The sequence below is a fragment of the Kosakonia sp. MH5 genome, assembly GCF_009935945.1.
GTDB classification, from domain to species: domain Bacteria; phylum Pseudomonadota; class Gammaproteobacteria; order Enterobacterales; family Enterobacteriaceae; genus Kosakonia; species Kosakonia radicincitans.
Genome location: NZ_QODH01000012.1, coordinates 1 through 24,580, shown reverse-complemented (window position 1 = coordinate 24,580; position 24,580 = coordinate 1). Strand labels below are relative to the sequence as shown.

Annotated in this window: 26 protein-coding genes, 1 tRNA gene and 1 pseudogene; 16 read left to right on the top strand and 12 right to left on the bottom strand. The window is 53.3% G+C overall.

Features of this window, described 5'->3' with window-relative positions; genetic code table 11:
• Positions 1 to 11 precede the first annotated feature (11 nt).
• Positions 12 to 548: a carboxymuconolactone decarboxylase family protein gene (locus DK872_RS23355; RefSeq protein ID WP_007369443.1), complete on the bottom strand. Its 537-nt coding sequence runs from the start codon at positions 546 to 548 to the stop codon at positions 12 to 14.
• Between the two features lie 125 nt (positions 549 to 673).
• Here DK872_RS23355 and DK872_RS23350 point away from each other — a divergent pair, with 125 nt between their 5' ends.
• On the top strand, positions 674 to 1,579 hold the full coding sequence (locus DK872_RS23350) for an AraC family transcriptional regulator (protein WP_107146765.1): 906 nt from the start codon (positions 674 to 676) through the stop codon (positions 1,577 to 1,579).
• 142 nt (positions 1,580 to 1,721) lie between these two features.
• On the opposite strand, the gene DK872_RS23345 is transcribed toward DK872_RS23350, so the two are convergent.
• Positions 1,722 to 2,375: an oxygen-insensitive NAD(P)H-dependent nitroreductase NfsB gene (locus tag DK872_RS23345; protein ID WP_007369445.1), complete on the bottom strand. Its 654-nt coding sequence runs from the start codon at positions 2,373 to 2,375 to the stop codon at positions 1,722 to 1,724.
• Positions 2,376 to 2,564: 189 nt separating this feature from the next.
• Here DK872_RS23345 and DK872_RS23340 point away from each other — a divergent pair, with 189 nt between their 5' ends.
• Both DK872_RS23340 and DK872_RS23335 read left to right on the top strand, forming a co-directional pair.
• On the top strand, positions 2,565 to 3,500 hold the full coding sequence (locus DK872_RS23340; protein ID WP_071921713.1) for a LysR family transcriptional regulator: 936 nt from the start codon (positions 2,565 to 2,567) through the stop codon (positions 3,498 to 3,500).
• A 79-nt stretch (positions 3,501 to 3,579) separates the two neighbouring features.
• Complete coding sequence (locus DK872_RS23335) at positions 3,580 to 4,533, top strand: aldo/keto reductase (protein WP_035886809.1); 954 nt, start codon at positions 3,580 to 3,582, stop codon at positions 4,531 to 4,533.
• Positions 4,534 to 4,582: 49 nt separating this feature from the next.
• Here DK872_RS23335 and DK872_RS23330 read toward each other — a convergent pair whose 3' ends face one another.
• Positions 4,583 to 5,335, bottom strand: a complete 753-nt coding sequence (locus tag DK872_RS23330) for a molybdenum ABC transporter permease (RefSeq protein ID WP_035942317.1) — start codon at positions 5,333 to 5,335, stop codon at positions 4,583 to 4,585.
• 17 nt (positions 5,336 to 5,352) lie between these two features.
• Entirely contained in the window at positions 5,353 to 6,270 is a 918-nt protein-coding gene (locus tag DK872_RS23325) for an extracellular solute-binding protein (RefSeq protein WP_369878897.1), read from the bottom strand.
• A gap of 347 nt (positions 6,271 to 6,617) precedes the next feature.
• Here DK872_RS23325 and DK872_RS23320 point away from each other — a divergent pair, with 347 nt between their 5' ends.
• The 7 genes from DK872_RS23320 to DK872_RS23290 all read left to right on the top strand — a co-directional run bounded on the left by DK872_RS23320 (position 6,618) and on the right by DK872_RS23290 (position 13,845).
• Positions 6,618 to 7,499: a YafY family protein gene (locus DK872_RS23320; protein ID WP_007369451.1), complete on the top strand. Its 882-nt coding sequence runs from the start codon at positions 6,618 to 6,620 to the stop codon at positions 7,497 to 7,499.
• 80 nt (positions 7,500 to 7,579) lie between these two features.
• The gene (locus tag DK872_RS23315) at positions 7,580 to 8,509 is read left to right on the top strand and encodes an ATP-binding protein (RefSeq protein WP_035942318.1); all 930 of its coding nucleotides are present in this window, start codon (positions 7,580 to 7,582) and stop codon (positions 8,507 to 8,509) included.
• A gap of 13 nt (positions 8,510 to 8,522) precedes the next feature.
• Positions 8,523 to 9,788 (top strand): hypothetical protein, encoded by a 1,266-nt coding sequence (locus DK872_RS23310; RefSeq protein WP_007369453.1) that lies wholly within the window; start codon positions 8,523 to 8,525, stop codon positions 9,786 to 9,788.
• Complete coding sequence (locus tag DK872_RS23305; protein WP_161518463.1) at positions 9,785 to 11,539, top strand: hypothetical protein; 1,755 nt, start codon at positions 9,785 to 9,787, stop codon at positions 11,537 to 11,539. Before DK872_RS23310 ends, DK872_RS23305 begins: the two co-directional genes overlap by 4 nt.
• Before the next feature lie 8 nt (positions 11,540 to 11,547).
• On the top strand, positions 11,548 to 12,234 hold the full coding sequence (locus DK872_RS23300) for an OmpA family protein (RefSeq protein ID WP_007369455.1): 687 nt from the start codon (positions 11,548 to 11,550) through the stop codon (positions 12,232 to 12,234).
• A complete protein-coding gene (locus DK872_RS23295) occupies positions 12,224 to 12,964 on the top strand; it encodes a DUF3944 domain-containing protein (RefSeq protein ID WP_071921710.1) in 741 nt (246 codons plus the stop codon). Before DK872_RS23300 ends, DK872_RS23295 begins: the two co-directional genes overlap by 11 nt.
• A complete protein-coding gene (locus DK872_RS23290; RefSeq protein WP_007369457.1) occupies positions 12,964 to 13,845 on the top strand; it encodes a hypothetical protein in 882 nt (293 codons plus the stop codon). The genes DK872_RS23295 and DK872_RS23290 overlap by 1 nt, the downstream gene beginning before the upstream one ends.
• Here DK872_RS23290 and DK872_RS27850 read toward each other — a convergent pair.
• The 3 genes from DK872_RS27850 to DK872_RS23280 form a co-directional block, all read right to left on the bottom strand.
• A complete protein-coding gene (locus DK872_RS27850) occupies positions 13,842 to 13,964 on the bottom strand; it encodes a hypothetical protein (protein ID WP_255416474.1) in 123 nt (40 codons plus the stop codon). The two genes, DK872_RS23290 and DK872_RS27850, sit on opposite strands and share 4 nt — an antisense overlap.
• A 10-nt stretch (positions 13,965 to 13,974) precedes the next feature.
• On the bottom strand, positions 13,975 to 14,370 hold the full coding sequence (locus DK872_RS23285) for a cupin domain-containing protein (RefSeq protein ID WP_161518462.1): 396 nt from the start codon (positions 14,368 to 14,370) through the stop codon (positions 13,975 to 13,977).
• Between the two features lie 164 nt (positions 14,371 to 14,534).
• On the bottom strand, positions 14,535 to 15,701 hold the full coding sequence (locus DK872_RS23280) for a multidrug effflux MFS transporter (protein ID WP_161518461.1): 1,167 nt from the start codon (positions 15,699 to 15,701) through the stop codon (positions 14,535 to 14,537).
• 191 nt (positions 15,702 to 15,892) lie between these two features.
• On the opposite strand from DK872_RS23280, the pseudogene DK872_RS23275 reads away from it, so the two are divergent.
• A pseudogene (locus tag DK872_RS23275) lies at positions 15,893 to 16,116 on the top strand (hypothetical protein); the annotation flags it as partial.
• A gap of 19 nt (positions 16,117 to 16,135) precedes the next feature.
• On the top strand, positions 16,136 to 17,023 hold the full coding sequence (locus DK872_RS23270; protein ID WP_161518460.1) for a dihydrodipicolinate synthase family protein: 888 nt from the start codon (positions 16,136 to 16,138) through the stop codon (positions 17,021 to 17,023).
• 32 nt (positions 17,024 to 17,055) lie between these two features.
• Here DK872_RS23270 and DK872_RS23265 read toward each other — a convergent pair whose 3' ends face one another.
• On the bottom strand, positions 17,056 to 18,108 hold the full coding sequence (locus tag DK872_RS23265; protein WP_090397957.1) for an AbrB family transcriptional regulator: 1,053 nt from the start codon (positions 18,106 to 18,108) through the stop codon (positions 17,056 to 17,058).
• Between the two features lie 771 nt (positions 18,109 to 18,879).
• Between DK872_RS23265 and DK872_RS23260 the strand changes: the two genes are divergently transcribed.
• Positions 18,880 to 19,509, top strand: coding sequence for a LuxR C-terminal-related transcriptional regulator (locus DK872_RS23260; protein ID WP_090397959.1), 630 nt, complete (start codon positions 18,880 to 18,882; stop codon positions 19,507 to 19,509).
• A gap of 103 nt (positions 19,510 to 19,612) precedes the next feature.
• On the opposite strand, the gene DK872_RS23255 is transcribed toward DK872_RS23260, so the two are convergent.
• Positions 19,613 to 19,894, bottom strand: coding sequence for a hypothetical protein (locus DK872_RS23255; RefSeq protein WP_007369466.1), 282 nt, complete (start codon positions 19,892 to 19,894; stop codon positions 19,613 to 19,615).
• Positions 19,895 to 20,371: 477 nt separating this feature from the next.
• Here DK872_RS23255 and DK872_RS23250 point away from each other — a divergent pair, with 477 nt between their 5' ends.
• Positions 20,372 to 21,055, top strand: a complete 684-nt coding sequence (locus DK872_RS23250; RefSeq protein ID WP_090397961.1) for a hypothetical protein — start codon at positions 20,372 to 20,374, stop codon at positions 21,053 to 21,055.
• Between the two features lie 146 nt (positions 21,056 to 21,201).
• On the opposite strand, the gene DK872_RS23245 is transcribed toward DK872_RS23250, so the two are convergent.
• Both DK872_RS23245 and DK872_RS23240 read right to left on the bottom strand, forming a co-directional pair.
• Positions 21,202 to 22,239 (bottom strand): virulence RhuM family protein, encoded by a 1,038-nt coding sequence (locus tag DK872_RS23245; RefSeq protein ID WP_107146774.1) that lies wholly within the window; start codon positions 22,237 to 22,239, stop codon positions 21,202 to 21,204.
• A 110-nt stretch (positions 22,240 to 22,349) separates the two neighbouring features.
• A complete protein-coding gene (locus DK872_RS23240; RefSeq protein WP_007369470.1) occupies positions 22,350 to 22,658 on the bottom strand; it encodes a SymE family type I addiction module toxin in 309 nt (102 codons plus the stop codon).
• Between the two features lie 132 nt (positions 22,659 to 22,790).
• Between DK872_RS23240 and DK872_RS23235 the strand changes: the two genes are divergently transcribed.
• Positions 22,791 to 22,964, top strand: coding sequence for a YlcI/YnfO family protein (locus tag DK872_RS23235; protein WP_072000377.1), 174 nt, complete (start codon positions 22,791 to 22,793; stop codon positions 22,962 to 22,964).
• Between the two features lie 558 nt (positions 22,965 to 23,522).
• Here DK872_RS23235 and DK872_RS23230 read toward each other — a convergent pair.
• Positions 23,523 to 23,617: transfer RNA gene (locus DK872_RS23230), tRNA-Sec, on the bottom strand.
• A 289-nt stretch (positions 23,618 to 23,906) separates the two neighbouring features.
• On the opposite strand from DK872_RS23230, the gene DK872_RS23225 reads away from it, so the two are divergent.
• Positions 23,907 to 24,580 (top strand): glycoside-pentoside-hexuronide (GPH):cation symporter (locus DK872_RS23225; RefSeq protein ID WP_202626153.1); only part of this gene is annotated, 674 nt, incomplete at its 3' end.

The following is a 24,580-nucleotide window of genomic DNA, read 5'->3' as shown; positions in this document are numbered from 1 at the left end:
TCCCGGATTGATCAATTCACTTTCGGAAAATCCACCACCGTATCATTGACGCGGTTAATCATATTGGTGAACAGAATCGCGCTGACGGCGCTGATGGTTTCCACCACCTGGCGATCGTCGAAACCGGCATTGCGAAAGGCGGCAACGGTATCGTCAGCCAGTGTGCCGCGCGTGGTGACCAGCGTTTGCACGAATTTCACCAGCGCATCAATGTGCGCATCCTGCGGGTATTCGCCGCGACGCAACTGCCGGGTCTGCTCTTCGCTGTAACCTGCACCTTTTGCTGCCAGTGTGTGGGCGGCCAGGCAATAATCACAGCCGCTTGCTTCGCTGACGGCAAGGTTAATGGCTTCACGCTCTTTGGCGCTCAGGCTGCTTTTCGTCAGCATGGCATTATGTTGCAGCGCCTGGCCCAGCGCCTCCGGCGAGTGGCTGCCGATAGTCAGATAAGCATTCGGCACTTTGCCCATTGCGCGTTTGATGGCAGTAAATAATTCTGCGGCTTTACCGGTGGCTTCTTCAGCCTGAATGTGGGTTAAACGGCTCATGATTTGCTCCTGTTCAGTGTTAAATGAGGGCCGCTGTGGCGGCGTTGGGCTTATGTTAGGCTGCGCGGACGGTGTAGAATGCGCCAAATCGTCTCTGTTTTTTGTCTTATCGTCTCAGGGGAAAGATGGATACTCTCAGCCAGATGCTCACCCTGCTTGCGCCGGTCTGTGCGGTGAATCTTCACTGCCGTTTCGCCGGGCGCTGGCAGGCCGATCACGTTCAACTTGCGCCCGGCGCGGTGCCCTGGCATGTGATCCTGAAAGGGGAAGCTCGGCTGAATGTGGCGGGTAAAACCTACGATGTGCGCGCGGGAGACGTGCTGCTGCTGCCGCACGGTTCTCCGCATCTGTTGCAGGGGCTGATTGACTGGGGACACCTTGCGCCGGTGTCCAGCCAGTACAACGGCACGCTGACGGAGGTTGTGGCGGAAGGTGAAGGTAGCGCGGTGGAAGTGTTATGCGGCGAGTTCAATTTTGGCCCGCACAGCGGCTGGCTGTTTGCCCATGAAGTCGATGTTGTCCATTTGCATACCGACGGGCAGCAGGATTTTCCGGAGCTGCAAACCCTGCTGGCGATGCTGGTGCGTGAAAGCCTGAGTAACCAGCCCGGCGGGGCGAAGATGGTACAAAGCCTGGCGATGTCGTTTTTAACGATGCTGCTGCGCATTTTACTGGCCGCACAGGAGCCGCCAGCCGGGCTGTTGCGGTTGATGAGCGATCCGCGCCTCGCGCCTGCGGTACTGGCGGTACTGGCCGAACCAGCGCAGCCGTGGACGCTGGAGACGCTGGCACAGCGTTGCTTTCTCTCCCGCGCAACTTTCGCCCGCCATTTTTCCCGCTGTTATCACCTGACGCCACAAAGTTGGCTGACGCAAATCCGCCTTGCGCAGGCCGCGCGTTTGTTGCACCAGCAGCGTGGTCTGACGGTCGATGTCATTGCAGAACGTTGCGGGTTTCTCTCCCTCTCTTCGTTTTCCCGTGCGTTTAAGCAACGTTACGAGCAAACACCTGCACAATACCGGCGAACATAGCTCACATATTCATGGCAGAAAAAGGCGAACGGGACGATGTAATGAAAATCATCATGGATGCACTGTTGGTGATTTCCGGGTTGTATTAAACCCGGTTTACGTTGCAGGCCCGGTAAGCGTCGCGCCACCGGGCATAGCGGGGTTAGATAAAGGTGAAGATTTCGTCGCGCGGCAGGCGGGATTTCGGCAGGGCGGCGTTGAAGTCTTTATCGCTGCGCACGCCGAGCGAGACCAGCACCACGCTGGTCAGCCCTTTTTCACGCAGGCCCAGCGACAGATCCAGCGCGCGCTGGTCAAAACCTTCCATTGGCGTGGCGTCAATGCCAAGCATTGCCGCGCCCAGCAGAAGGCCGCCTAACGCCAGGTACACCTGTTTCTCCATCCACTGCGGCAGATCGCGCAGTTCGTAGCGATGCATATCGACGTAAGAACGGCGGCTTTTATCCTGGCCCGCCTGCGCGCCTTCTGCGACAAAGCGGCCATCTTTCTGCTCCTGCGCGAGAACGTTTTGCAGGTGTTTGTCGTCAATATCACTGCGGATGCACAGCGCAATCACATGCGAGGCGTTCAGGACTTTCGGCTCGTTATAGGCAAAAGCGCCGGTGGTGGATTTGGCAATGGCTTCACGCCCTTGCGCCGTGGAGGCGACAACAAAGTGCCACGGCTGCGAGTTAACGGAGGAGGGGCTGTTTTGCAGCACGTTCAGCAGCGTTTCGATTTTATCCTGCGGCAGCGTCTGGCCGGGTTCGAATGCTTTTACGGTATGGCGGGCAACGACGGCATCATCAAGGGTCATTTTTTCTCTCCTGGTGAAAATATGAACAAATCAGGGACGGTACTGTTGATTGCAGCGAGCATAAACGCAAAACATAACCAGATAAATCGGTGTAAAAAGGCAGCACTTTCACTCGAGGAGTGAAAATAACATTTCCCGCCACAGGGTTTTCTGGCAAAACAGAAGGGTTTTTGCGCTACGGGAGCCACCATGATTCGCCTGGAAGATGTCACGCTGTTTGTTCGCTCGGCCATGCTGGGCAGTTTTTCCAATGCTGCGCGGGAAGCCGGATTACTGCCGGGTCAGGTCAGCGCTGCCGTCAACCGGCTAGAGCGCGATCTGGATAAGCGCCTGTTTGTGCGCTCAACGCGCAGCCTGCGTCTGACCGCGGAAGGAGAAAAATATCTGCCCTTCGCCCAGGAGATGCTGGAAGTGGTGCAGGCGGGCGCTGAAAGCTTGCACAGCGGCGATAACGAGATCCGTGGCGAATTGCGCGTTGCCGTTCCTTCGGACATTGGCCGCAATGTCTTGCTGCCGTTGATCACCCGTTTTTGCCAGCAGTACCCGAAAATTTCGCTGCGCCTGTCGCTTTCCGATCAGGTAAGCGATGTCTTTCGCGATCCGGTGGACATCGCCATCCGCTACGGCGTGCTGGATAACAGCAGCTATGTCGCGCTGCCGGTGGCCGAGGATAATCGACGGGTACTGGCCGCTTCCCCTGATTATCTGGCACAACACGGTCGCCCCAAAACGCTGGATGAAGTGGTGAATCACCACTGTCTGTTATTCACCATGAACAACCAGGTGTATGACAAATGGAGCTTTCCGGAAAACGGCATGCGGCGTCAGCTTATTGTTAAAAGCCGTATGTTGTGTGATGACGCGGATATTGCCCGCCGCTGGGCGGTGGACGGAATGGGCATCGTCTATAAATCATGGATCGACATCAGCGCGGATGTGCTGGCAGGCCGGCTGGAGGTGTTGTTACCGCAACATGCTGGCGAAGCCGCGCCGCTGAATCTGGTGTGCCCGCACCGCAAACAGTTCAACCCGGCCATTCGCCACTTGCATAGCGTACTGCGCGAAAATCTGCGACCGATCACCGCGTTATTGCAGACGCATCCGGTGTTTAAACCGCACGGATGACCAAAAAACGCACGGCTCAGCAGGCCAGGATTAAAGTCTTTGCGTAAACAGATACGCTATTTCACGGAGGTATGAGCAAATGGCTTTACGTTCACTGGGTACAACTGGCTTGCAGATCCCCGCACTGGTTTTTGGCGGCAATGTTTTCGGCTGGACGGTAGATGAAAAGCAGAGCTTCAGCCTGCTGGACGCGCTTTTCGAACGCGGCTTTACCGCGATTGATACCGCGGATGTCTATTCGGCATGGGCACCGGGCAACAAAGGCGGCGAATCAGAAACCATTATCGGCAAATGGCTGGCGGCGCATCCGGGCGCGCGCGATAAAGTGACACTCTTTACCAAAGTGGGAGCCGATCTGCGCGAACCGGGTAAAAAAGGGCTTTCCGCCCGCTGGATAGCGCAGGCGGTTGAGGATTCACTGCGCCGTCTGCAAACCGACTATATCGATCTCTACTTTTCGCACTGGCCGGATAACGACACGCCGTATGAGGAAACCCTTGGCGCGTATGAGAAGCTGCTGAAAGCGGGGAAAATCCGCGCCGTCGGCGCGTCGAACCTCAATGCGGAGCAGCTGGCGGAATCGCTAAAAGTGGCGGATGCGAAAGGGTTGCCGCGCTACCAGGTGTTGCAACCGGAATACAACCTCTACGATCGTTCCGGTTTTGAAGGCGCGTTGCAGAACTTAACGGTGCGGGAGAATATCGGCGTGGTGACTTACTACAGTCTCGCTTCCGGTTTCCTCTCCGGGAAATACCGCAGCGAAAAAGATCTCAGCCAGAGCCAGCGCGGGCAGGGCATTGCCAAATACCTGAATCCACGCGGTTTCGCCATTATTGATGCGCTGGAAACCATTGCTGCAAAACATAACGTAAAACCGGCCGAAGTCGCGCTTGCCTGGCTGATTAACCAGCCGGGCGTCACCGCGCCGATCGCCAGCGCCACCAACGTCGCCCACGTTGAAAGCTTTGTCACTGCCGTAGCGTTAAACCTCTCTGCTGATGAACTGGCAACCCTGACCAAAGCGGGTGACTGATCCTCAGAGGCCCGGCGATGGAAAGTGTGCCGGGCCGTGACCTCTTATCTCAAAGCTGATTCACCTGCGCCCGCCTACCCAGTGCCATACAGATCATCGGCAGCGGCAGCGTGACGATCAGCAGCAGCCACAGCAGGGTATAAACGGAATCGACGCCGTCGTTTTGCAGGTTGGTGTAGAGCTTGACCGGAATACCCTGCGGAAAGTAAGCGAAGATCATCACAATGCCGAACTCGCCAACCGCCCGCACCCAGGCCAGCGCAATAGCCGAGGCCAGCCCTGGCATCGCCATTGGCAGCGCCAGATAGCGAAAGCGCTGCCAGCCGCCCGCGCCAAGCGTCTGCCCGGCTTCAAGAATCGTTTTCGGTACGGTGCTGAAGGCGCTGCGCGCCACCACAATAAAGTAGGGAAGCGCGCCGTAAAGCTGTGCCAGCACAAAGGCGGCAGGATTGTTGACCAGCGTCATGCCGACCTGCGACAGCCACTGACCAAATAGGCCGTACGGCCCCCATGCGGAAACCAGCAGAATACCCATCGACAGCGGCGGCGTCAGCAGCGGAATCATTACCAGCAGCTCGGCGATCAGACGTTTGCGCCCGGTAGCTCGCGCCAGCCACCAGGCCACCGGCAGTCCGATCAGGATAATCAGGCACAGCGCCAGCAGCCCAAGGCCGAGCGACACGGCAATCGCATTGTCATCCCGCCAGGCAAGCCGGAAGTGGCCCCACGGCGTTTCATGCAGCAGGGTAACAAACGGAATGCACAACAGCAGCAATGCGGGAAGCGACAACCAGCCCGCCATACGCCCGGCCTGGCGCATCAGCGGTACAGCGCGTTGCCTTTCGGCGCGGCGTAACCATATTGATTAAAGATCTGCTGCCCCTGCGCACTTTGCATAAATTCAACGAATTTCTTCGCCTGATCGGTGCCGTTTGGCGCGTTCTTCAGTACTGCCGCGTAAAACACCATCGGCTGCGTGTGCAGGGTTTGATCTTTGCCAGCGCTGTCTTTAATGGTGAAGCTGACAGTGTCATACCACTGTTTCGCCAGCGCCGGGTTACTCAGGTTGATCTCATCCGGCAGCGCAACATACGGCAGATGGGCGGAACGTACTTCGCTTTCGTAACCGGCTGCGGCATCAATCTGGCCGCTCTCGAGGCGCGCCAGCAGGCCGCCTTCCTGGTGAGTCTGTTCCGGGTTTTGCAGGTCGCCCAGCACTTTCTGCGCGATGCCCGGCTGGTGGTAATATTTTTCCGCCAGCAGAAGGGTAAAGACAATGTTCTGCCCTTTCGGATCGACATACGGATCGGTGCGGCCGAAGCGAATATCTTTCTGCGCCAGCAGCTTCAGCCAGCCGGCATCATGATGTTTACTGGAGTCGGCAAACTGCGCGGCATATTTCCCGTTCGGGCTGTACGCTATCACCATGCTGGTGCTGGCGACCGGGACGGCATCATCGATTAAGCCTGCATCTTTCAGGATCTGCATGGGGCCAGGGTTGATGGAGACAAACACGTCCGCCGTCAGTTTATGGCTCGCCAGCAAACGCGCCATCCCGTAAGCGCCCTGTCCCTGGCCCTGCCAGGCACCGTTTTCCGCTTTCGCAAACACCGGTCCCAGCCCCTGATCCATCACTTTGCCCATCGAACCGGCATAAGTGACGCGAATATCTTTTGCCAGAACGGGCGTAGCGCTCAACACTGCCAGCGCTATCACCGCTGCACACTTGCCTGTCATCGTTTTCATCATGCTTCTCGTTATATACAAAAGTAAATAACGATTATCTTTTCCGCACGGGGAATGAACAACGTAAGTGGCCGATTCGTTGATGTTTTGTTGAAGTTAGCGAAGCGGCAGGCGGCAATTACTGTGCACTGACATCTCCTGTCAGCGAGGACGTTTATCTTTCCCTTAATAGAATCAGGGGATTGCATAGCACGCGGAAATTTCATTTTAGTTTTCCTGTTTTCTGCCGTTAATCCCTATGAACAAAAACAAGGTTTTACCTGAAACTTCGGGCCGTGGCGCGATGGTCAGGCTGTACTTTTAACGTCTTGTGAGACTTTATTCCGGAACCCGCAGCAATGAAGGAAAGTCACGACAGAAAACACGACCCGTTGATTGAGCGGCTGTGCGAAATTTTCGCTGCGCTCTATCAGGGCAAAACCATCGATAAGGCGTGGCTGTGCGATAAATTCGGCATAACGGAACGCACGGCTTACCGCGACCTTGCGCGGCTGGGACATATCCTCGATCAGGTTTCGCCAGGACGCTATAAACTCAGCGCCCACCTTCTTCCGACATTACACAGCGGTCATCTGGCGGAATTCGCTGACTTTACCGGCGTGGCGCATCTCTTTCCGCGCCAGGACGGACAATCGCTGCGTAACAGCATGAAACAGCGCAGCAATATCTCCTTTCACGCACCGAGCAGCCGGCAAAATCAGCAGCTCGAGCCGCTGCTTAACCAGTTAAATCAGGCCATTAGCCAGCGCACAGAAGTGGAATATCGCTACCGCGACAAAGCCCGGCGCGCGCAGCCTTACCGGCTGATTAACCAATACGGCTTGTGGTACCTGGCGGCCATAGAAAAAGGGCAGTTAAAGGCGTTCGAAGTGGCGCGTATTGAGCGGCTAACCAGCACCGACCAGCGCTTTGAGCTGCTCGCTGAGGTGGTCGCCGAGCTGGAAAATCATGTCGGTATTCGCTTTGGCTCGCGGGTGGAGACGGTACTGCGCGTATCGGCGCATGCCGCGGAGTATGTCACCCGCCGGGCGCTGTTCCCCGCGCAACGCATTATTGAACACCACGACGATGGCAGCCTGACGCTCTCTACGGCGATCAGCGATCCGCATACGCTTTTTCGCTGGCTGCGCTACTGGCTGCCAGACATCGGCATTCTTTCGCCTGCCTCGCTGCGCGAGCAATTTGAACAGGATTTACATACCCGTTTTCACGCCGTATAGCGGCCGCGACGTTATCAAGGACAGGGACTTATATGTTTGGTTCGCGTAAACCGAAACCGTTAACACAGAGAGGCGATAGTATGACATCCGGACGCATCAGCCCGCAGTTCTCCCGGCAACGGGAAAAAGCCGATGATGAGGATAAATCACTTTTCGCTCCAGCGATTGCGCCGCGTTTTACGCTGGAAAGCGATGTCGCCCTGGCGGCGGAAGTAATTGAACAACTGGATGAAGCGAAAGCCAAAATCGAGCACTACCAGCAGATCTACCTCGACTGGGGATTCTCTGCCGTTGACCCGCAAGGAAAAGGTATTGTCCTTAATTTTTACGGCCCGCCAGGCACCGGAAAAACCCTGACCGCCGAGGCGCTGGCCGGTTCGCTGGCGCGCAATATCATGCTGGTGAGCATTACCGACCTGGAAAGCAAATTCATGGGCGAAACAGCGAAGAATATTGCTGCGCTTTTTCGCCAGGCCGAACGCGAAAATGCCGTGTTGTTTTTTGACGAAGCCGACACGCTGCTTGGTAAACGCCTCTCTTCTGTCACGCAGGGTATTGATAATGAGGTCAATGCCATGCGTTCCACCTTGCTTATCGAACTGGAAAAACACGCGGGTATCGTGATTTTCGCCACCAACTTTGTGAAAAATTACGATAGCGCCTTCCTGAGCCGCATCACCCATCATATCGGCTTTACCCTGCCCGGCGAGCCTGAGCGCCAGCGCATCTGGGCCAAACTGCTGGTGGCGACCATTCCTCTGGCGGACGACCGAGAAACCCTGATCGCGCAGGCGGTTGCCCTTTCCGATGGCCTTTCCGGGCGCGATATGCGCAATGCGATGCGGCTGGCATTGCCGAAAGCCGTTCGCAGCCCGCAACAACAACTGGCGCTGGCGCATATTGAAAGCGCGCTGACGCAGATCCGCGAAGCGTATCGCGCGATCGCCTCTTCTGCATCACACATACCTCCACACATTGACACAGCAAGAAAAATGCTCGGCGTGAGCTAAGGGATTAAAAATAATGGGTTGGTTAGATTCTGTATGCGATTTTGCTTCCTCTGTGGTTTCCTCGGTTGGCAGCTTTGTTTCGTCGGCGGTGAGCAAGGCGAAAGAGTACGTCAGTAGCGCCATTGGCTGGATGGCGGAAAAAGCGGAAGGTTTTGTCGGTAAAGTCAGCCAGATGTGGACGCGCATTAAACCGCACATCAGCAAAGGCCGCACCTTCCTGAAGATGGTAGGCGCGTACTTTACGCATCCCTGGGTCAAAACAGCGCTGGCATTGCTGGATAAAGGGCTGGCGTGGCTGGAGAAAGCCGATAAACACCCGCTGGTGCGTCGCGCGCAGAAAGCGATTCAATGGGTGATTGACTGGTGCAAAGGCGCGCGTCAGCAGCAGCTCGATAAAGCCGCGCTGGAAGAGGCTCGCCGCCATGCAGAAGCGCTGGCCGAAGCGGAACGTGAACTGCACGGTGAAGAGAAATCCGCCGTTTCCGCCATTGCGATGCTGAACAACTACATGATTGCCAAAGCGGAAGTGGACATCGCCCTTGAGCGCGACGATTTGCAGGACTTTGAATACTACCTGCGCCTGCGCGCGGTACAGAAACTGCTGGCGTTTTACGAAAGCCGTATGGAATCCGTTACCCGCGTGGAAGAGATTGATGATGACCTGCTGTTTATCATTTTCGCCGCTAACCGTCTGATTCAACAGGATGCGGAGTTCAGCGAAGAGCACACACTGCAACTGGATGCACTGACGACTCGTCAGTTCGGTAAGCCGATCATTCCGTTTATCTTCGAAGAGATGATCATCGCCTGGGAGAAAAGCCGTCAGTTACTGGAGGCGGACTGGGAACGCGATAGCAAGGTGCTCTCCCGCAGCCGCATGCTGCGCGATCGCCTGTTGCGCGCCCAGAACAATGAAACGCTGAGCGCGGAAGATATGGCTATGCTCAACGACTTGCAGATTTCCCTGCCGCGCGAAGAACAAGAATTGAATGCACTGGAAGATACCTTGCAGGCGCGTCGCTGTTACGTGAATGCGGCCGAAGGCTTCCTGCAAATGCTGGAAAAAGACGAACAGCAACTGATTGATGAAGGAAATGAATTTCTGCTGGAGCGCGGCGCGGAAGTGGGGCGTCTGCTGATTCAGTGTTCACAGGACAACCGCCCGTGGTCGGCGCTCTCGACGGAAGAACAGTATCTGATCAACGACTTTGCGCTCATCTTTGCCAACGATTGCGAGCAACGTACCGAAAAAGGGCTGATGGTTGAGGTGATGGCATGAACCTGCTGGCAGAGGTCGGCCATTTCCTGATTCCCGGTCTGGATGTGTTACAGCTTTTCTTTTTTTTGGTGATGGTAGCTGGCGTGGCGATGACTATTCGCAGCGTGAAGCGTCGGGCGAAAGAGGCGAACTGGCAAACATTATGGGATGGTCAGACGCAGGGAAAAATGAATTCCGGGCTGGGTTCCGCCGCTGAACTTAGCCTGTCGGTGGCGACGAAAGCGGAGAAGATCGCCGCCATTATGCCGGGGATGCTGTTAATTGTCGGCCTGCTGGGCACCTTTCTTGGCCTCGGGCTGGCGCTGGATAAAGCCTCCGGCATTCTGCATAACACCGGCAACAGCATTGGCGCAATGGATAGCGCCATGGGCGATCTGATGAATATGATGCAGGGGCTGGGGGTGAAATTTAAAACCTCCACCTGGGGGATTATCGCCTTTATTGTCCTGAAGTGGTGGGAAACCCATAACGGCTATGAAGAGCGCCGCTTAAGCTGGTGCATGGCCCGGTTGCAGCAGGCGATTGATGAGAGCCGCGAAGCGGAAGAGGCCGCGCGCCGTGCGCAACTTCAACAACAGCAGCAGGCGCAAATAACGGCGACTGACACGCTCGTTGCGGCATTCGCGCAGGAAACCCAAACGCTGCGCGATACGTTTGCGCAGCAGGTAAAACAGGGCGAAGAAGCCGAAGCGCAGCGCCACGCGCAGCAACAGCAGGCGCAGATAACGGCCACCGAAAGCCTCGTCGCGGCGCTGGTGCAGCAAACTCAGACATTACGCGATGAGTTTGTTCAGCAGGCGAAACGCGCCGAAGAGTACGAAACGCAACGCCATACGCATCAACTGGCGACATTGACGGAAATTGCCGATATCAACGGACAATCCCGCAGCCTGCTGGAGAGCTATACGCGCAGCAGCCAGCAGAACCTGGAGGCGCTGCAACAGGCGGCTGGCGCGATGAGTAAAGCTTCGCAGAAAGTGGCGGATTCCGCGGAAAGCCTGCAAGGAGTTGTTTCCACGCTGGGCGAGGATTTAAGCAGCGTGATGAACGATATCCGCAGCGAGCTTTCTGCTGTGGTGACAGAGATGAACAGCGACTTTACCCGCAACGTACAGCAGATGAGCGAGATGCTGTCTGCTTCCACCCGCCAGCTAAGCGCCACCATGGAAACCATCGAACGCTCTCTCAAAGCGGCGATTGGCGAGATGGGCGATGCCTTCAGCAGCAATATGACGGAGATGGCCAGCCAGCTCACCTCGGCGACCTCCGTGATCAGCCAGTCGGTCGATACCATGTCGGCGCGTATTGATAGCACCATGACGGAGCTGAGCGAGAAAACCAACGAGGCGGCGAAAGTACAGAGCCGGGTGATGAACGACTTCTCCATCACCAGTGAAAACCTCAACATTGAAGTGCAGGAGATGACGCAATACATCAAGCGGGTCACCAAAGAGATCCAGACCAGCCTGATGGCCGTCTCCGTCAGCAACCAGCGGCTGGAGTCGCTGCCGAAGCGCTTTAATGACTCGCAAGCCGCGCTGGAAAACGCCTGCAAGGTCATCGTCACGTTGCATGAGAAGCTGGAAGACCTGTGCGACGTCACGGCGAGACAGCTCGCCAGCCAGTTGCCCTCGGCAGAAAAAGAGGCGCTTATTGCCGCGGTGATGGATATGCAGCGTAAGCTCGCGACATTGCTGACCGAAGCGCAACACTACAGGCTGAATCCGCTGCCTGAAAGCGCAGAGGCGTAAATCAGCCGATGAAAGATAAACCAAATGAGTGGGTCTCTATCTCGGATCTGATGGCGGGCGTGATGGCCGTGGTCATGCTGATGCTGGTGTTATCGGTGCTGCAAAATAAAGTGGCGGAAGTGAAGCGCGAGCAGGAGAAAAACAGCGGCCTGGCGGCAGCGCAGCAGAAGCTGAACACCCTGATGCACAGCATGCAAAAGGAGATGGCCGATCGTGGTGAAGAGATGCTGGTGGGGTTTGATATGGCCAGCGGCAAAATCACCCTGCGCGACAAAATCTTCGCCAAAGGCAGCGCCTGTATCACCGATCAGGCAAAAGATGCGCTGGCGCGCCTGGCCCCGCGGATTGCTGAGTTTGTTGGCAGCGCGGCGAATACCCAGGTGTTTGTTGAAGGACATACCGACAACTTGCAGGTCAGTAATCCGGTCACCGATATTTCTCGTTTCTGCACCGTTTATGACGACAACTACACGCTCTCCGCCGCCCGTGCGCGGGAAGCGCGCAAGCTGCTGGTCACCTCGCTGGATGAACAACAATCGCGGCGCGTGATTGTCGCCGGTTTTGGCGATTCACAGCCGCTCAGCGGCATTTCGCCTGATGATGAGCGCAACCGCCGCGTTGAAGTGCAATTTCTCACCCATGCTGCCGCACGTCAGGACAGCACTACCACAGAGTCAATAACCGATGGCAAATAACTACAGGCAGGATACAGACCTGGAGCTTCTGCGCTATGCAGACCAGGAGATGCTGGGCGTACTGGTGAACTATTTAACCACCGACAAAGATGGTTCCACGCGCTACACCGAGTCATTAACCGGCGATGAGGCATTCAAGGCCGCAAACGGCGATTTTCGCCAGGTTTGGCAGCTTATTGGGGCTGAATTGCAGCATTTTGGCGGCGATTCTCTGATGAATTTCATTCGCCGCAACGGCGTGCCGTACAAAGAGATCCTGACCGATGTGTGTAAAAAAATCGGCGTGAAAACGGATTTCTCCGCCGACACGGTAGAAATCGAGAAAGCGATGCTGGCGAAATTGTTTGAGGATTCCTGGGAAAACATGAGTGAAGCCGAACGCGCCAGCGTGCGCGCACAGTTGAAAATCAACGGCAATCTGGCGGGCGGCGCGGCGCTGTCCGCCATTATCGCGGCGATTCGCCTCGGCGGATTTATGTCTTACCAGGTGTCGTTGATTGTGGCCAATGCTGTCGCCAGAGCGTTGCTGGGGCGCGGGCTGGCGCTGGCGGCCAATGCGGGACTGGTGCGGGCGATCGGTATTTTTGCCGGTCCAGTGGGGATGGCGATCTCCGCGCTGCTCACGCTACCGGCGCTGACCGGCCCGGCCTACCGCGTTACGTTGCCGTCGGTGGTACAAATTGCGGCGATGCGCCAGCAGCTTCTGAAACCTGAAGAGGACATTTTTTGATGGATACCATATTTACGTTTGACTGGCTTAAGGTCTATCCGGACGTGCTGGAAGCGCTGCAAAACGGGAAAGCGGTGCTGCGCGACGGCGTGGCGTACTGGACGGAACTGGCGGAAAAATCAGGGATTGCGCAGCATATGCCGCTCAAACAGATCCCTTTTAACCCGGAATCCATCACCGAACTGAAACAGCTGGTACAGATGGCGCAGGCCACGCAACTGGCGGCGATCGGCCTTTCGACAGGCATTGTTGTCGGCGCAATTGTGGTGCAAACCCTGTACCTGGCGAAAAAAATCGACAAGCTACAACAAAGCATCGACGTGATCTCCGCCGATATTCATGCGCAGAACGTCATCTTTTATATGGAAAAACTGTCGCGCTATTTTGGCGTGGTGGAATCGGCCCGCGTGCTGCTGCTGGATAAAGCGCTGGTGGAGGAGACCAAAGACGTAGCGGCAAGCCTGCTGGCGCAGTTGGCCTGCGAGCGTAATGAAGTGTTGTCGCTGATTGATAATCTGCTCTCGTTCGCCGATGAGCTGACCGATCGCCATCTTGAGCAGGTGCTGGATTTTATCACCCTGATGATGGATATCCTGCCGAAAGCGATCTACATCGAAAGTCAGCTTTGCGACCGCTACGGCAAATTCCGTCTGGCCGAACACCTGATGCGTGAGAATGCGCAGCGCTACCGCGCCACGCTGGAAGAGTACCGCCAGTGGTGTAACCGTAAAGCGAAACAGGCGATCAGTGGTAAAGCGAACCCGGAAGCGCTGGCCTTCCATAACAAAAAAACGGAGCTTAGCGAGCTGTTTAACTCGCCGGATAACCCGCTGTTGCTGAGTGAGTTGCAGCGTTTTACGCCAGAATTGTTGCCACGTTAAACCGGCGCAGGCACGCCCGGCGCTACGGTTTTACAGCGCTTGTCGCGCCGGGCGGAAGAGCATTCGTTGATATCCACATCGTCGGCGATCACCACCACGTTGTTTTCAACGCTATTCATGGCTTCTTCGTTAGCCGCGATATTGCTCGTCGGTAACCTGTTCAAGCCAGGTCACCGGGCTGCCATTTAACGACTCGGCGATGGCGATATGTGTCATCGCTGTATCCGCTGTCGCGCCGTGCCAGTGTTTAACATCCTCCGGGATCCAGACGATATCGCCCTGGTTCATCTCCTGAATGGCTTCGCCTTCGCACTGGATCCAGCCTTTACCGTGGGTGACGATCAACGTCTGGCCGAGCGGATGGGTATGCCACGCGGTGCGCGCGCTCGGTTCAAACGTCACCGTTGCGCCGCCCACGCGGGCAGGTTCTTCGGCCTTAAACGGCGCGTCGATACGAACATGGCCAGTGAAATATTCCTTTGGGCCTTGCGCAGAAGGAACGGAAGCATTGCGGATGATCTTCATGGTCTTCTCCAGTGTGGGTCTTATCGTTAAGTTTACTCACCGGGCGGAAAATCGGTGGAGGCTGGCGTGACCGCTGCCCCGCACGTTTTCCGGGAACAGCGATCATAGCCCTGCCGATTACCTGCGACTATTGGGAGAAATCGGCATGAGCTTATGAGCCAGAGTCATGAATGGCGGCGCAGTACCATCGCCGCGCTGGCGAGCGTGAAGAGCGCCATGATCCACACCATTGTCCATGGCGTGCCGTCGCGAAACCACGTCAGCAGCAGTGATGAAATGATACCGCTGCCGTACTGCAAGGAACCCATTAACGCGGCGGCTGACCCGGCAATGGCAGGCACCGCATCAAGCGCCGCAGCGGTAGACGTCGCGGCGATGATGCCGTTCATTGAGAAGAACAGGAAGACACAGACAACGACCGCAGCAATGCCACCCAGTTGCAGCTTCACCACCAGCGCCAGCGCAACGGCTGCAACAGCGGCACCGGCTACGGCGATTTTCAGCAGTCTTTCCAGCGGATGGCGCTGCACCAGCCGCCGGTTCACCATACTCATCCCCATCAGCCCCACAATATTGATGGCGAACAGCCAGCCGTAATATTGCGGATCGATACCGTAATAGCGGATATAGACAAACGGCGACCCGGTAATAAACGCATACGCGGAAACGTAGAAAAAGGTCAGGCACAGCGTAAAACGCATAAAGGTACGATTGCGCAACAGCGAGAAATAGTTGGTAAATGCGCCCGCCAGCGAGGTGTTGACCCGTTTTTCCGGCGGCAGGGTTTCCGGCAGCGCATAGAGAGAGAAGAACATCAGCCCGCCAATCACCGCCAGCAGCCAGAAAATGGCGTGCCAACTGGTGATCTTAATGATTTGCCCACCCGTCAGCGGCCCGATAATCGGGGCGATAGCCATAATGATGGTCAGCGTCGAGAGCATCTGCGCGGCGCGGGTGCGGGCAAACAGATCGCGGATCATCGCCCGCGCCAGCATCGGCCCGGTACAGGCGCCAAAGGCCTGGAACACGCGCCAGAAGACAATTTGCTGAATGTCCGTCGACAGGGCGCAGCCAGTGGAACCGATAATAAACAGCAGCATACCGATAAACAGCGGTCGACGGCGGCCAATGGCGTCGCTGATCGGTCCCCATACCAGTTGTGCCAGCGCGAAGCCGATTAAAAAACCGGTAATGGTTAGTTCGATATCCCCTTGCAGCTCGCTGGCCATCAGCGGCATGGCGGGCAGATAGATATCTGTCGACAGAGAAGTAAAGGCCATCAGCGCGCTGAGGATCGCGAGGAACAGCGGCCCGTGTATCTTGTTGCTCATAGGATCCTGATTCAGTAACGAGGAGGGTGCCGACAAAGGCGGAACGTTATCTTAATCAGAGCGACACAAATGATGATGTCATTAAATCATAATGACGTTATGAGGGAGATTCATGAATGGCGCTCGCTGGCCGTCATGGTAAAGATCACCGGCTGCGCGCTGTCGTTGGCATAGTGGTGCGGGATATCCGTTTGCGCCACGGCGTGGTACCGGCCATTGACCCGGTGGTGGATCTCTACAACGCTATCAGCCTGCGCTACGCTGTTCCGGTTGGCGACGAAAACTAAGGTTCATCCTCAAGAGCCTGCCGGAAATGCCGCAGGCTGCATTATGTGAGGCAGGCGACGAACCGATCGCCGGATTGCAACGTATGATGCCAGGCTGTTGCTGTGAGAAAACAGCGTTGGGTTTCTGACTCTGAAGGGGGGTAAAGCATGGATTTCACTGGACTGAGCGCATTTCCGCTGACGCCGCTGGTTGATGAGCGGCTGGATGAAGCGGCATACGTTCGGCTGATCGAAAAACTTCGCGTGGCCGGGGTGGATTCGATTGGGGCGTTAGGATCGACGGGTTGCTATCCCTATTTCAGCCGTAATGAACGCGCTGCTGCGTTGCGTCTGGCGACGGAACACTCCGGCGCGGTGCCGGTGATCGCCGGGATTGGCGCACTGCGTACCCGCGATGTGCTGTGGCTGGCGGAAGATGCGCAAAAAGCGGGCGTTAGCGCGGTGTTGCTGGCGCCGGTTTCCTATCACGCGTTAACCGAAGATGAAGTGTTCGGCCTGTACGCGGCGGTGACACGCGAATTGTCGGTGCCGCTCTGCGTTTACGATAATCCCCGTGCGACGCATTTCACCTTCAGCGATGCGCTGCTTGCCCGCATCGCCCAGTTACCCAATGTCGGCTCGATCAAAATTCCTCCCATTGCCGCGCTGGAGCGGATTGCGGCGCTGCGGGCGCACATTCCGGCACATATTACGCTCGGCATCAGCGGCGATGCCATCGCAGTTGATGGTCTGAGCGTTGGCTGCGGGATCTGGTATTCGGTGCTCGGCGGACTCTTCCCGCAAGCGGCGCTGGCCATCTCCCGCGCGGCGCAGGCCGGTGACATGGCGCAGGCACGGGCGCATTCCGACGCGCTGGCACCGCTGTGGGATCTGTTCAACCGCTATGGCGGCAGCCTGCGCGTGATCGCAACTGCCGCCGAATTACTGGGCGTGGTGACGGCGCCGTGTCTGCCGCCGCCATTACAGACGCTGCAAGGCGACGCGCGCCATGAAGTGGCTGGGGTGATCGAAAGGCTGCGTCTGGCTGCGGGGTGATTGTCGCCCCGGCATTGACGTTCCTGCCGGGGTTATGCTCCCAGCCTCTTCGCCACAAAGCGTGATATCGCCGGGCCGGTGATCAGCACCAGAATAAAGCGCCCGGTCTGCATCGCCATCACAAACGAGATATCAACGTGACTTGAAGAGGCGATGATCGCCACCGTGTCTGCCCCGCCGGGGCTGGTGGCGAGATAGGCGGTGAGCGGATCGATACCGGCGAACTGCACCAGCAAAAATGCAAAGCCGCAGCACACGGCCACCAGTGTCAGCACCGACAGCAACACGCGCGGCAGTGCGCGGGCGGCGTACCAGACAATCTCCCGCGTAAAGCGCAACCCGATGCTCCAGCCAATCACCGCGTAGGAGAGCGCCAGCAGCCACGGCGGCAATTCCAGTGATAACACCCCGGTATCTTCGATAATGGTTCCCAGAATTAACGTTATCAGCATCGGACCAGAGGGAAGTTTTACCCGCCGGGCGATCAGATAACCTGCCGCAATGACCAGCAACGTACCGACAAACGGCAGCCAGCGCACCGGGCCGAACAGGGTAAATGTCGCGACCGCATGATCCGGGCTGGTCGCGCCCATCCATATGCGGGTTACCAGCACCGCAACCAGCGCCACAATCATCACCCGCAGATACTGCATAAACGCCACCAGGCGGACATCGGCACCGAAACTCTCGGCCATAATGGTCATGGCTGCCGCCGCGCCTGGCGATGAACCCCAGATCGCCGTGGAGCCAGGAAAAACCTGTAGCTTCGCCATAATCCAGCCGAGAATGGCACTGGCGAAAATCACCGAAACAATACAACTGATAAACAGCGGCCAGTCGGCAGCAATGCGACCGAACACCGAAGGGGGAATGGCATGGGCGATCATGGCGCCGACCACCGCCTGCGCAACGCCGAAACTGGTTTTGCTTACTACCACAGGCCGGTTAAGGATGGCGAGAATAATCCCGGCAAACATCGGACCCAGCAGGAGCGCCGCAGGCAAATGGACCAGCTCCATCATGGCAACAAAGAGCAGTGAGAGGATGAGAAGAGGCAACCAGTTACGCAGTTTGGGTATCGCCATCAGCAGCACTCCGGATGAGTGACAGTGATAACCGTGGGATCAGCGAAAAACATAACACTCCCCGAATAATAACAGTTTGAAAAGCAAGGCATGTCTTTCGAATGTAAGCGTTCTCTTCGGGCTGTGCAATCTTTCATCTGGCACTGTGTAACACAGTTCGCTTTTGTATATTACATTAATATTACAGGTAAAATTTAAGAGGCAGGTTAACAACATCGTTTGTCAGCCCAGGATAAAAGGCAACTTGTTAATTAATTTCTTAATCACTCACTTGCCACATGAAAAATCCTAAAACATGATCGATATTCTTGCTATTAAGAAAAAGATAACTAATTTTAGTAGGTCGACTATTAGACAGGTAGCAAAAATTAGAAAATGAAATTTTCCCTTCATCCTTTTTTTCTTTTTTCATAATTAAGATATGTTAATCAACCTGTTAATACATACGGTGTTAAAAAATTCCGTATGAATAAACTTTTGGGCTCTCGTAGTGCATTTGGTTGATATATTCCAGTTCTTTTTTTTCGTTTTATGTTACCGATGAGCTTGCGAAGTTTTTAACGGAAATATAATGTATTGTTAACAACTCAGATGGTGCAGGCGAGCCGGCAGATAAGAATACCTGAGGACATTATTTATTAATAATACAATGGGTTGGAAAACTTTGTTTTTCAATGTGAAAGATAAACCCTGCGGCAAACGTTAACATTACTCTGACAAACGTATCAGTCATGTGGACGAGGCGAGAAATAACCTTATCGGGGGCTGAATATGTATATCATCTCACAGGACAGTTACTTTGTGATGGGCATGGATATACTGCTCAAAGCGATTAATCCTTGCGCAACGCATACATTGATTGCGTACGATCGTGGGGATGAACAAATATTATTCTTTAGTGTTGATAAACTCATTTTAATCCTGAGTGAAGAAAAAAGTTTTCCTTCATTTATATGTTCAAGATTCATAAAAGTGGACAAAGCTTCCTCTTTGTCTTTTCTGAAGCATGAGCTTAAGAAAATTCTTAAGCTATTGAAAGGAAAGGCAAAGTTTGATACTTCCCGGGAAATCCACCTGAATAAAACGGAACATAAGATTTTACTCCACCTGCTGGATTACCAGGCGGGTGATGAAATTGCGCAAGCGCTCGGTTTGGATAAGAAAATCGTCAGTAATTATAAAAATGCGATCCTGCGGAAACTCGGGTTAAACAGCGTCGCGGAACTGATCCAGATCTACAATAACTGGAATGACTGTTTTTGCTGTATTGCCGGTAAAGTTGTACCGGAGGCAACCTTTCAGGAGCGCAAAGACAGCAACGAGTTGAAAATGGTCAGATCCCCGACACGCTACACTCTTCCTGCTCCCCCTGGCCGACATTTGTTAACGCATATGCAATAAGCTTTCTTCGCAAAACGGTTCAGATTGCCTGGTGCAACGCCGCGGCAATATACCAGGAGATTCTGTTGGCACCTTCCATGATGTATTCACGTCAGAAGAGCTATCAGAAATCATAGGCATTGATGACCTTCATTAATTCCTCGTCGTTTTTATACTTTTCCCGTAACGTTTTGAGCTGAACCACGGCCTTACCGCAGGTAGCTTCAAGGTTGGCATCCAGTGCTTTTTGCTGTTGCTCATTGAGATCGCTGTCCTGTTCGCTGGCAAAATGTTCACACTGCTCGGCAAGCGCGCGGAAATCACTGACATCTTTTGGTAACGGCGCTGCGGCAAAAGTGGTGTTGAAGTAAAAAACGGTGATGACGATAAAAAGTGAGCGTTTCATCGGTTGTTGTCTGTCGGTGGTTATCTGTCGGTTTTTGGAGTGTCTATGTTACTCCTGAACATCCTGAGTGATAAATCGCAGTTGCGCCCGATATTGGTTGATTTATGCGCAGATAACATTGGTAAGGTTTATGCTACGGGGTTCGTCTTTCTGGCCGGGCGCGTTTGATGAATGCGGTAATATTTCCTTATCCTCCATTATTATCGTCACCCTTGCAAATACAGAGGGGGCCCATTAGGGGGAAGGGAAAATAGTGTATTGCATTGTTAATGCTGTTTGCATTGCGTCGTAACGCGAATAACAAACCATCAAATAGCAATCATTGTGTTAAACGCATTAGCGTTTATTGTAATTCTTATTTAAAGCGTTTTTAGAAGATTCTTACAGTGCATGCTTATATAGTTTTCATCCATGCGATTCGATCTTAATGTGCTTTTTTAATGGATTAATAAGTTATAAAATTAAGGTGCAATGCAAATGACTGAAATATTAAATGGATTTGAGAAGTGCGTCGATATTTATAGGGATTATAATAATTATCTTGATAAGCATCAGCTTAATGGGATTTGCTTCGGTTCTTCTCTGTACTGGACTTCTGATGCGCTGCGAGAAATTGCCAATGATAAAAATACAGTTGGATTTGCCATTAATGACAAACAGCGTTTTTTTGATTTTGGTAACTATGTGCAAAATTCTGCCATAAAAATGCACAGAACAACAGAAGGGCGTATACAACTTCTGCAAACGCTAAACAGGCAGGAGGATTTATTGGCAAGGCGAGCCGGTTACAGATTACATTATGAGTTGGCGGGCGATACTGCTGCGAGATTCCACATGAAATGTATTCTGAACAATGTTCCTGCATATAATAATACTGCCATTGTTATATCCACGGCATTAAGCGAAAGGATCCTGCATCCCCTTGAGCATACGTATTCCAGCTTTTCACATTCTACGGCATTGTTAAATTGTGGCGGATCGGTTTATTTATTTGATGTTAACGAGGGGGTTTACAGGCTGAGAAAAAATAATGCCTGTTCATGCGAAGCTGTTTTTAATGTTATCGCCCATAACCTTGGTTTATCCGGTATCGGAAACATAAAATATGATCTGCGCTGGGATGGTCATATTTTTATGCGCTTGAAAAAAACAAGATCGTGATTATAAAAACTGATGAACCATAACATCTCGGGGGTGTTTTATACCCCCGATTGACAATCGGGGGTATAAAAATAAAAATCAATTTTATGATATATAAATCCTGATTATCTCTTTATTTTTTGTATTATTGAAAATAAAAGATTCCACTATTTACGTGGCTTTTTACTCCATGGAAGTAAATCTGCGATGCTTTTCTCTCCTTCCGACTCTTTTAAGCGCCGCTGTTGCTCAGCAAACTGGACGTATTCCGTTTGTGCTTTTTCATCTGCTGCTTTTTTACTTATTTTTCCTGCATCTTGCAGAACATCACGGTCGTTGAACTGCAGAAATTGATCCAGCTTTAACTGCCAGTCACGCAGAAATACCTGCTGACGACGGCGGGCCTGGTCTTCGGCAAAGTCCAGCCACATATTAACCACGCGGTTGAGTTCGCTAACCTCATTCTGGTTGAGATAATTTTTTGCCACCGTCACGTCGCTTTTACGCACTTCTTCACCTTTATAGCTGGTTAATCCCATATTGGGTTGACGAGCATCAGCCCGCTGATGAATAAGCTCAGCGGCGGTCAGGCCGGTACAGGCAAAATGTAATTTGTTCTGGATAGTCTGGAAAAATAGCGTCGTTTCTTTGAGTGACGGCTGGTAATCGGCGGATAACGCAAAGATCTCCCGAACCCGTAAATATACCCGGCGCTCACTGGCCCGAATATCGCGGATGCGTTCCAGCATCTCATCGAAATAATCAGGCACGGCAGAAGAACCGACTGGCGGGTTTTTCAGCCGCTCGTCGTCCATCACAAAACCTTTAATCAGGTATTCCTGGAGCGTCTGGGTTGCCCACTGACGGAACTGTGTGCCCCGGGTGGAGCGAACGCGGTAGCCGATGGCAAGTATGACTGGCAAACTGTAGTGAAGAGTGTTGCGACTTACCTGCCGTGTCCCTTCCTGTTGAACTTGTAAGTAAGGCTTACAGGTTGCGTTTTGTTCAAGTTCTCCCTCTTCATAAATGGCTTTGATATGTTGGGTTATTGCTTGCGGGGTGACTTGGTAAAGTGCGGCAATGGATGCCTGCGGGAGCCATAAGGTTTCATGCTCGAAGCGGCATGTAATGCGTACTTTCCCGTCACCGCTGGCGAACATGATAAATTCACCTGCCGGGGATTGGGTTAAGCGTTCATCTGCCATGCTGCCTCCGCGATATGCGTTCTGATTGCTGAATAAGCTATGCAGTATGCCAGATACTCATACTGCATTTCATTAGCGCAACCACTATGAAGATAAAGGAGAAAGGGCGCTCAGTTAGGCTTTGATTGCAGATAGGCGTTTTTCATGACGCTTTTCACTTCCCTGAGTTGCCTGCGGGTTTTATCCAGCTCGCTTGCCAGCCACTCTTCCTTCTCGCTGTGTTTGGTTAGCACAATGCAACCCTGCATCACCTTCACCAGCAGATGTTGCCCGGTATCAAACCCGGCATCGCGCAGCCACTTGCCGGAAAGCATAATGCACGGCGTACTGGTGTCGCCCTGATTCGGGCGATAGCGCACAATTACACTGTGCTCGGTTCCGGTGGGCGTAAAGTCTGGGGTAGAATGCGGATCAGCCATTATCAACTCCTTGATAGTTGGGGATGGTTAGACGCTCCGGTTGTGTTGCATCACATCGGGGCGTTGTTTATGAAGTCCGGTTTCATGTGGTAGGTACCACATGAATATAACTTAGCTGAAGTGGTACCTACCATGCAAGAGAAGAAAAAGCTGAATTTTGATCGATCTAAAAGCACGATGAAGAACATCCGCTTTGAGGACGAGCTTTTGGAGCAGATTGAGAAGGCAGCCGGAAAAGGGAATTTTAGTAAGTGGGTGAAAGAGGCTTGCAGAATGCGGCTCGAGGTGGAACAGGGAAAAGCATAAAAATGACTTGTTTTTATTTTTAAAGGATTGGAATTAGTTTCTCTAAATCTGTTTTAGAAAGTATGGAATCAGAATGAAATTATTATGTTTTTATAAATTCATATATAACTAAAATTCAAAAGAATAACAGATCTTAGTCGTTTTCATATTTGATTTATTGTTAAGCTAATAAGCTGTCAAAAATGTAGGTGAGATAAAATATAATGTTTGGTTTCCTCTAAGAGAAAACCTGGCGGCATATTCAAATAATTTTTAATCTAATAAATTGTTTAATTCCTTAACTCTATTAAATTCGTGCTGATGTGATCTTCCAGAATTTTCTTCGGCGCGGGAGAGCGTTTTATACAGGACGCTCTGAAACGAATAGTTGTAGTTATATATTCAACTTGATTAGAGTGAATGTATAACTTACCAATAAGGAGAATTGTGAAATTAGTTGTGTTGTTGATGTTTTGATCTGTTCCACAAAAAATTATCTATATGCTTATAACGAATAAATTAAGGAAATGATTAATAAGAATTGAATAAACTATTAGCATATGTGGAATGTTTTCATTTTGGCGGAAGATCACAGGAGTCGAACCTGCCCGGGACCGCTGGCGGCCCCAACTGGATTTGAAGTCCAGCCACCTCACCGGAGATGACGATCTTCCGCGCCTGCATTGCTACATGGAGGCGGGGCGCATTATAGCTACTTTCAGTCATTTACCACATACCCTCATCAGAATTTTTCTCATTGTGCTGCCAGCAAAATCGTCGGTTTAAGATAAATCCCTATCTTTTCCATCGTTTAGCCGCTTCGCTTCGGTGAAAGGGGGTGCGATCACAGAAAAGAATAAACGTAAATTGATAACAAGAAATCGCAATACCCGGCTGAAAACCAATCGTTTACAACGAGTGAAACCGCTCTCTGTGCACTTTTCACGCGTAAAGGAAACAAAAATGGACAGTCAGATTATTTCTGTGAAAGAAAAAATTGGCTACGGGATGGGCGATGCCGCCAGCCATATCGTCTTCGATAACGTGATGTTGTACATGATGTTTTTCTATACCGATATTTTCGGTATTCCCGCCGGGTTTGTCGGCACCATGTTCCTGCTGGCGCGCGCCTTAGACGCCATTTCCGACCCGTGCATGGGGCTGCTTGCCGACCGCACGCGCAGCCGCTGGGGGAAATTCCGCCCGTGGATCATCTTCGGCGCGCTGCCGTTTGGCGTGGTCTGCGTGCTGGCATACAGCACGCCGGATCTCAGCATGAGCGGCAAAATGATTTATGCCGCTGTAACTTATACGTTACTCACCCTGCTTTACACCGTGGTCAATATTCCTTATTGCGCGCTCGGCGGCGTTATCACCAATGACCCGACACAGCGCATCTCGCTGCAATCCTGGCGCTTCGTGCTCGCCACCGCAGGCGGCATGCTCTCCACGGTGCTGATGATGCCGCTGGTGAAATTAATTGGCGGCGAAGACAAAGTCGCTGGTTTCCAGGGCGGGATTGCGGTGCTCTCGGTGGTCGCCGTATCATTAAAAAAAAAATGCTTCTTCACCACCAAAGAGCGTATCCAGGCACCGCCGAGCACCACCTCAATGCGTGAAGATCTGCGCGATATCTG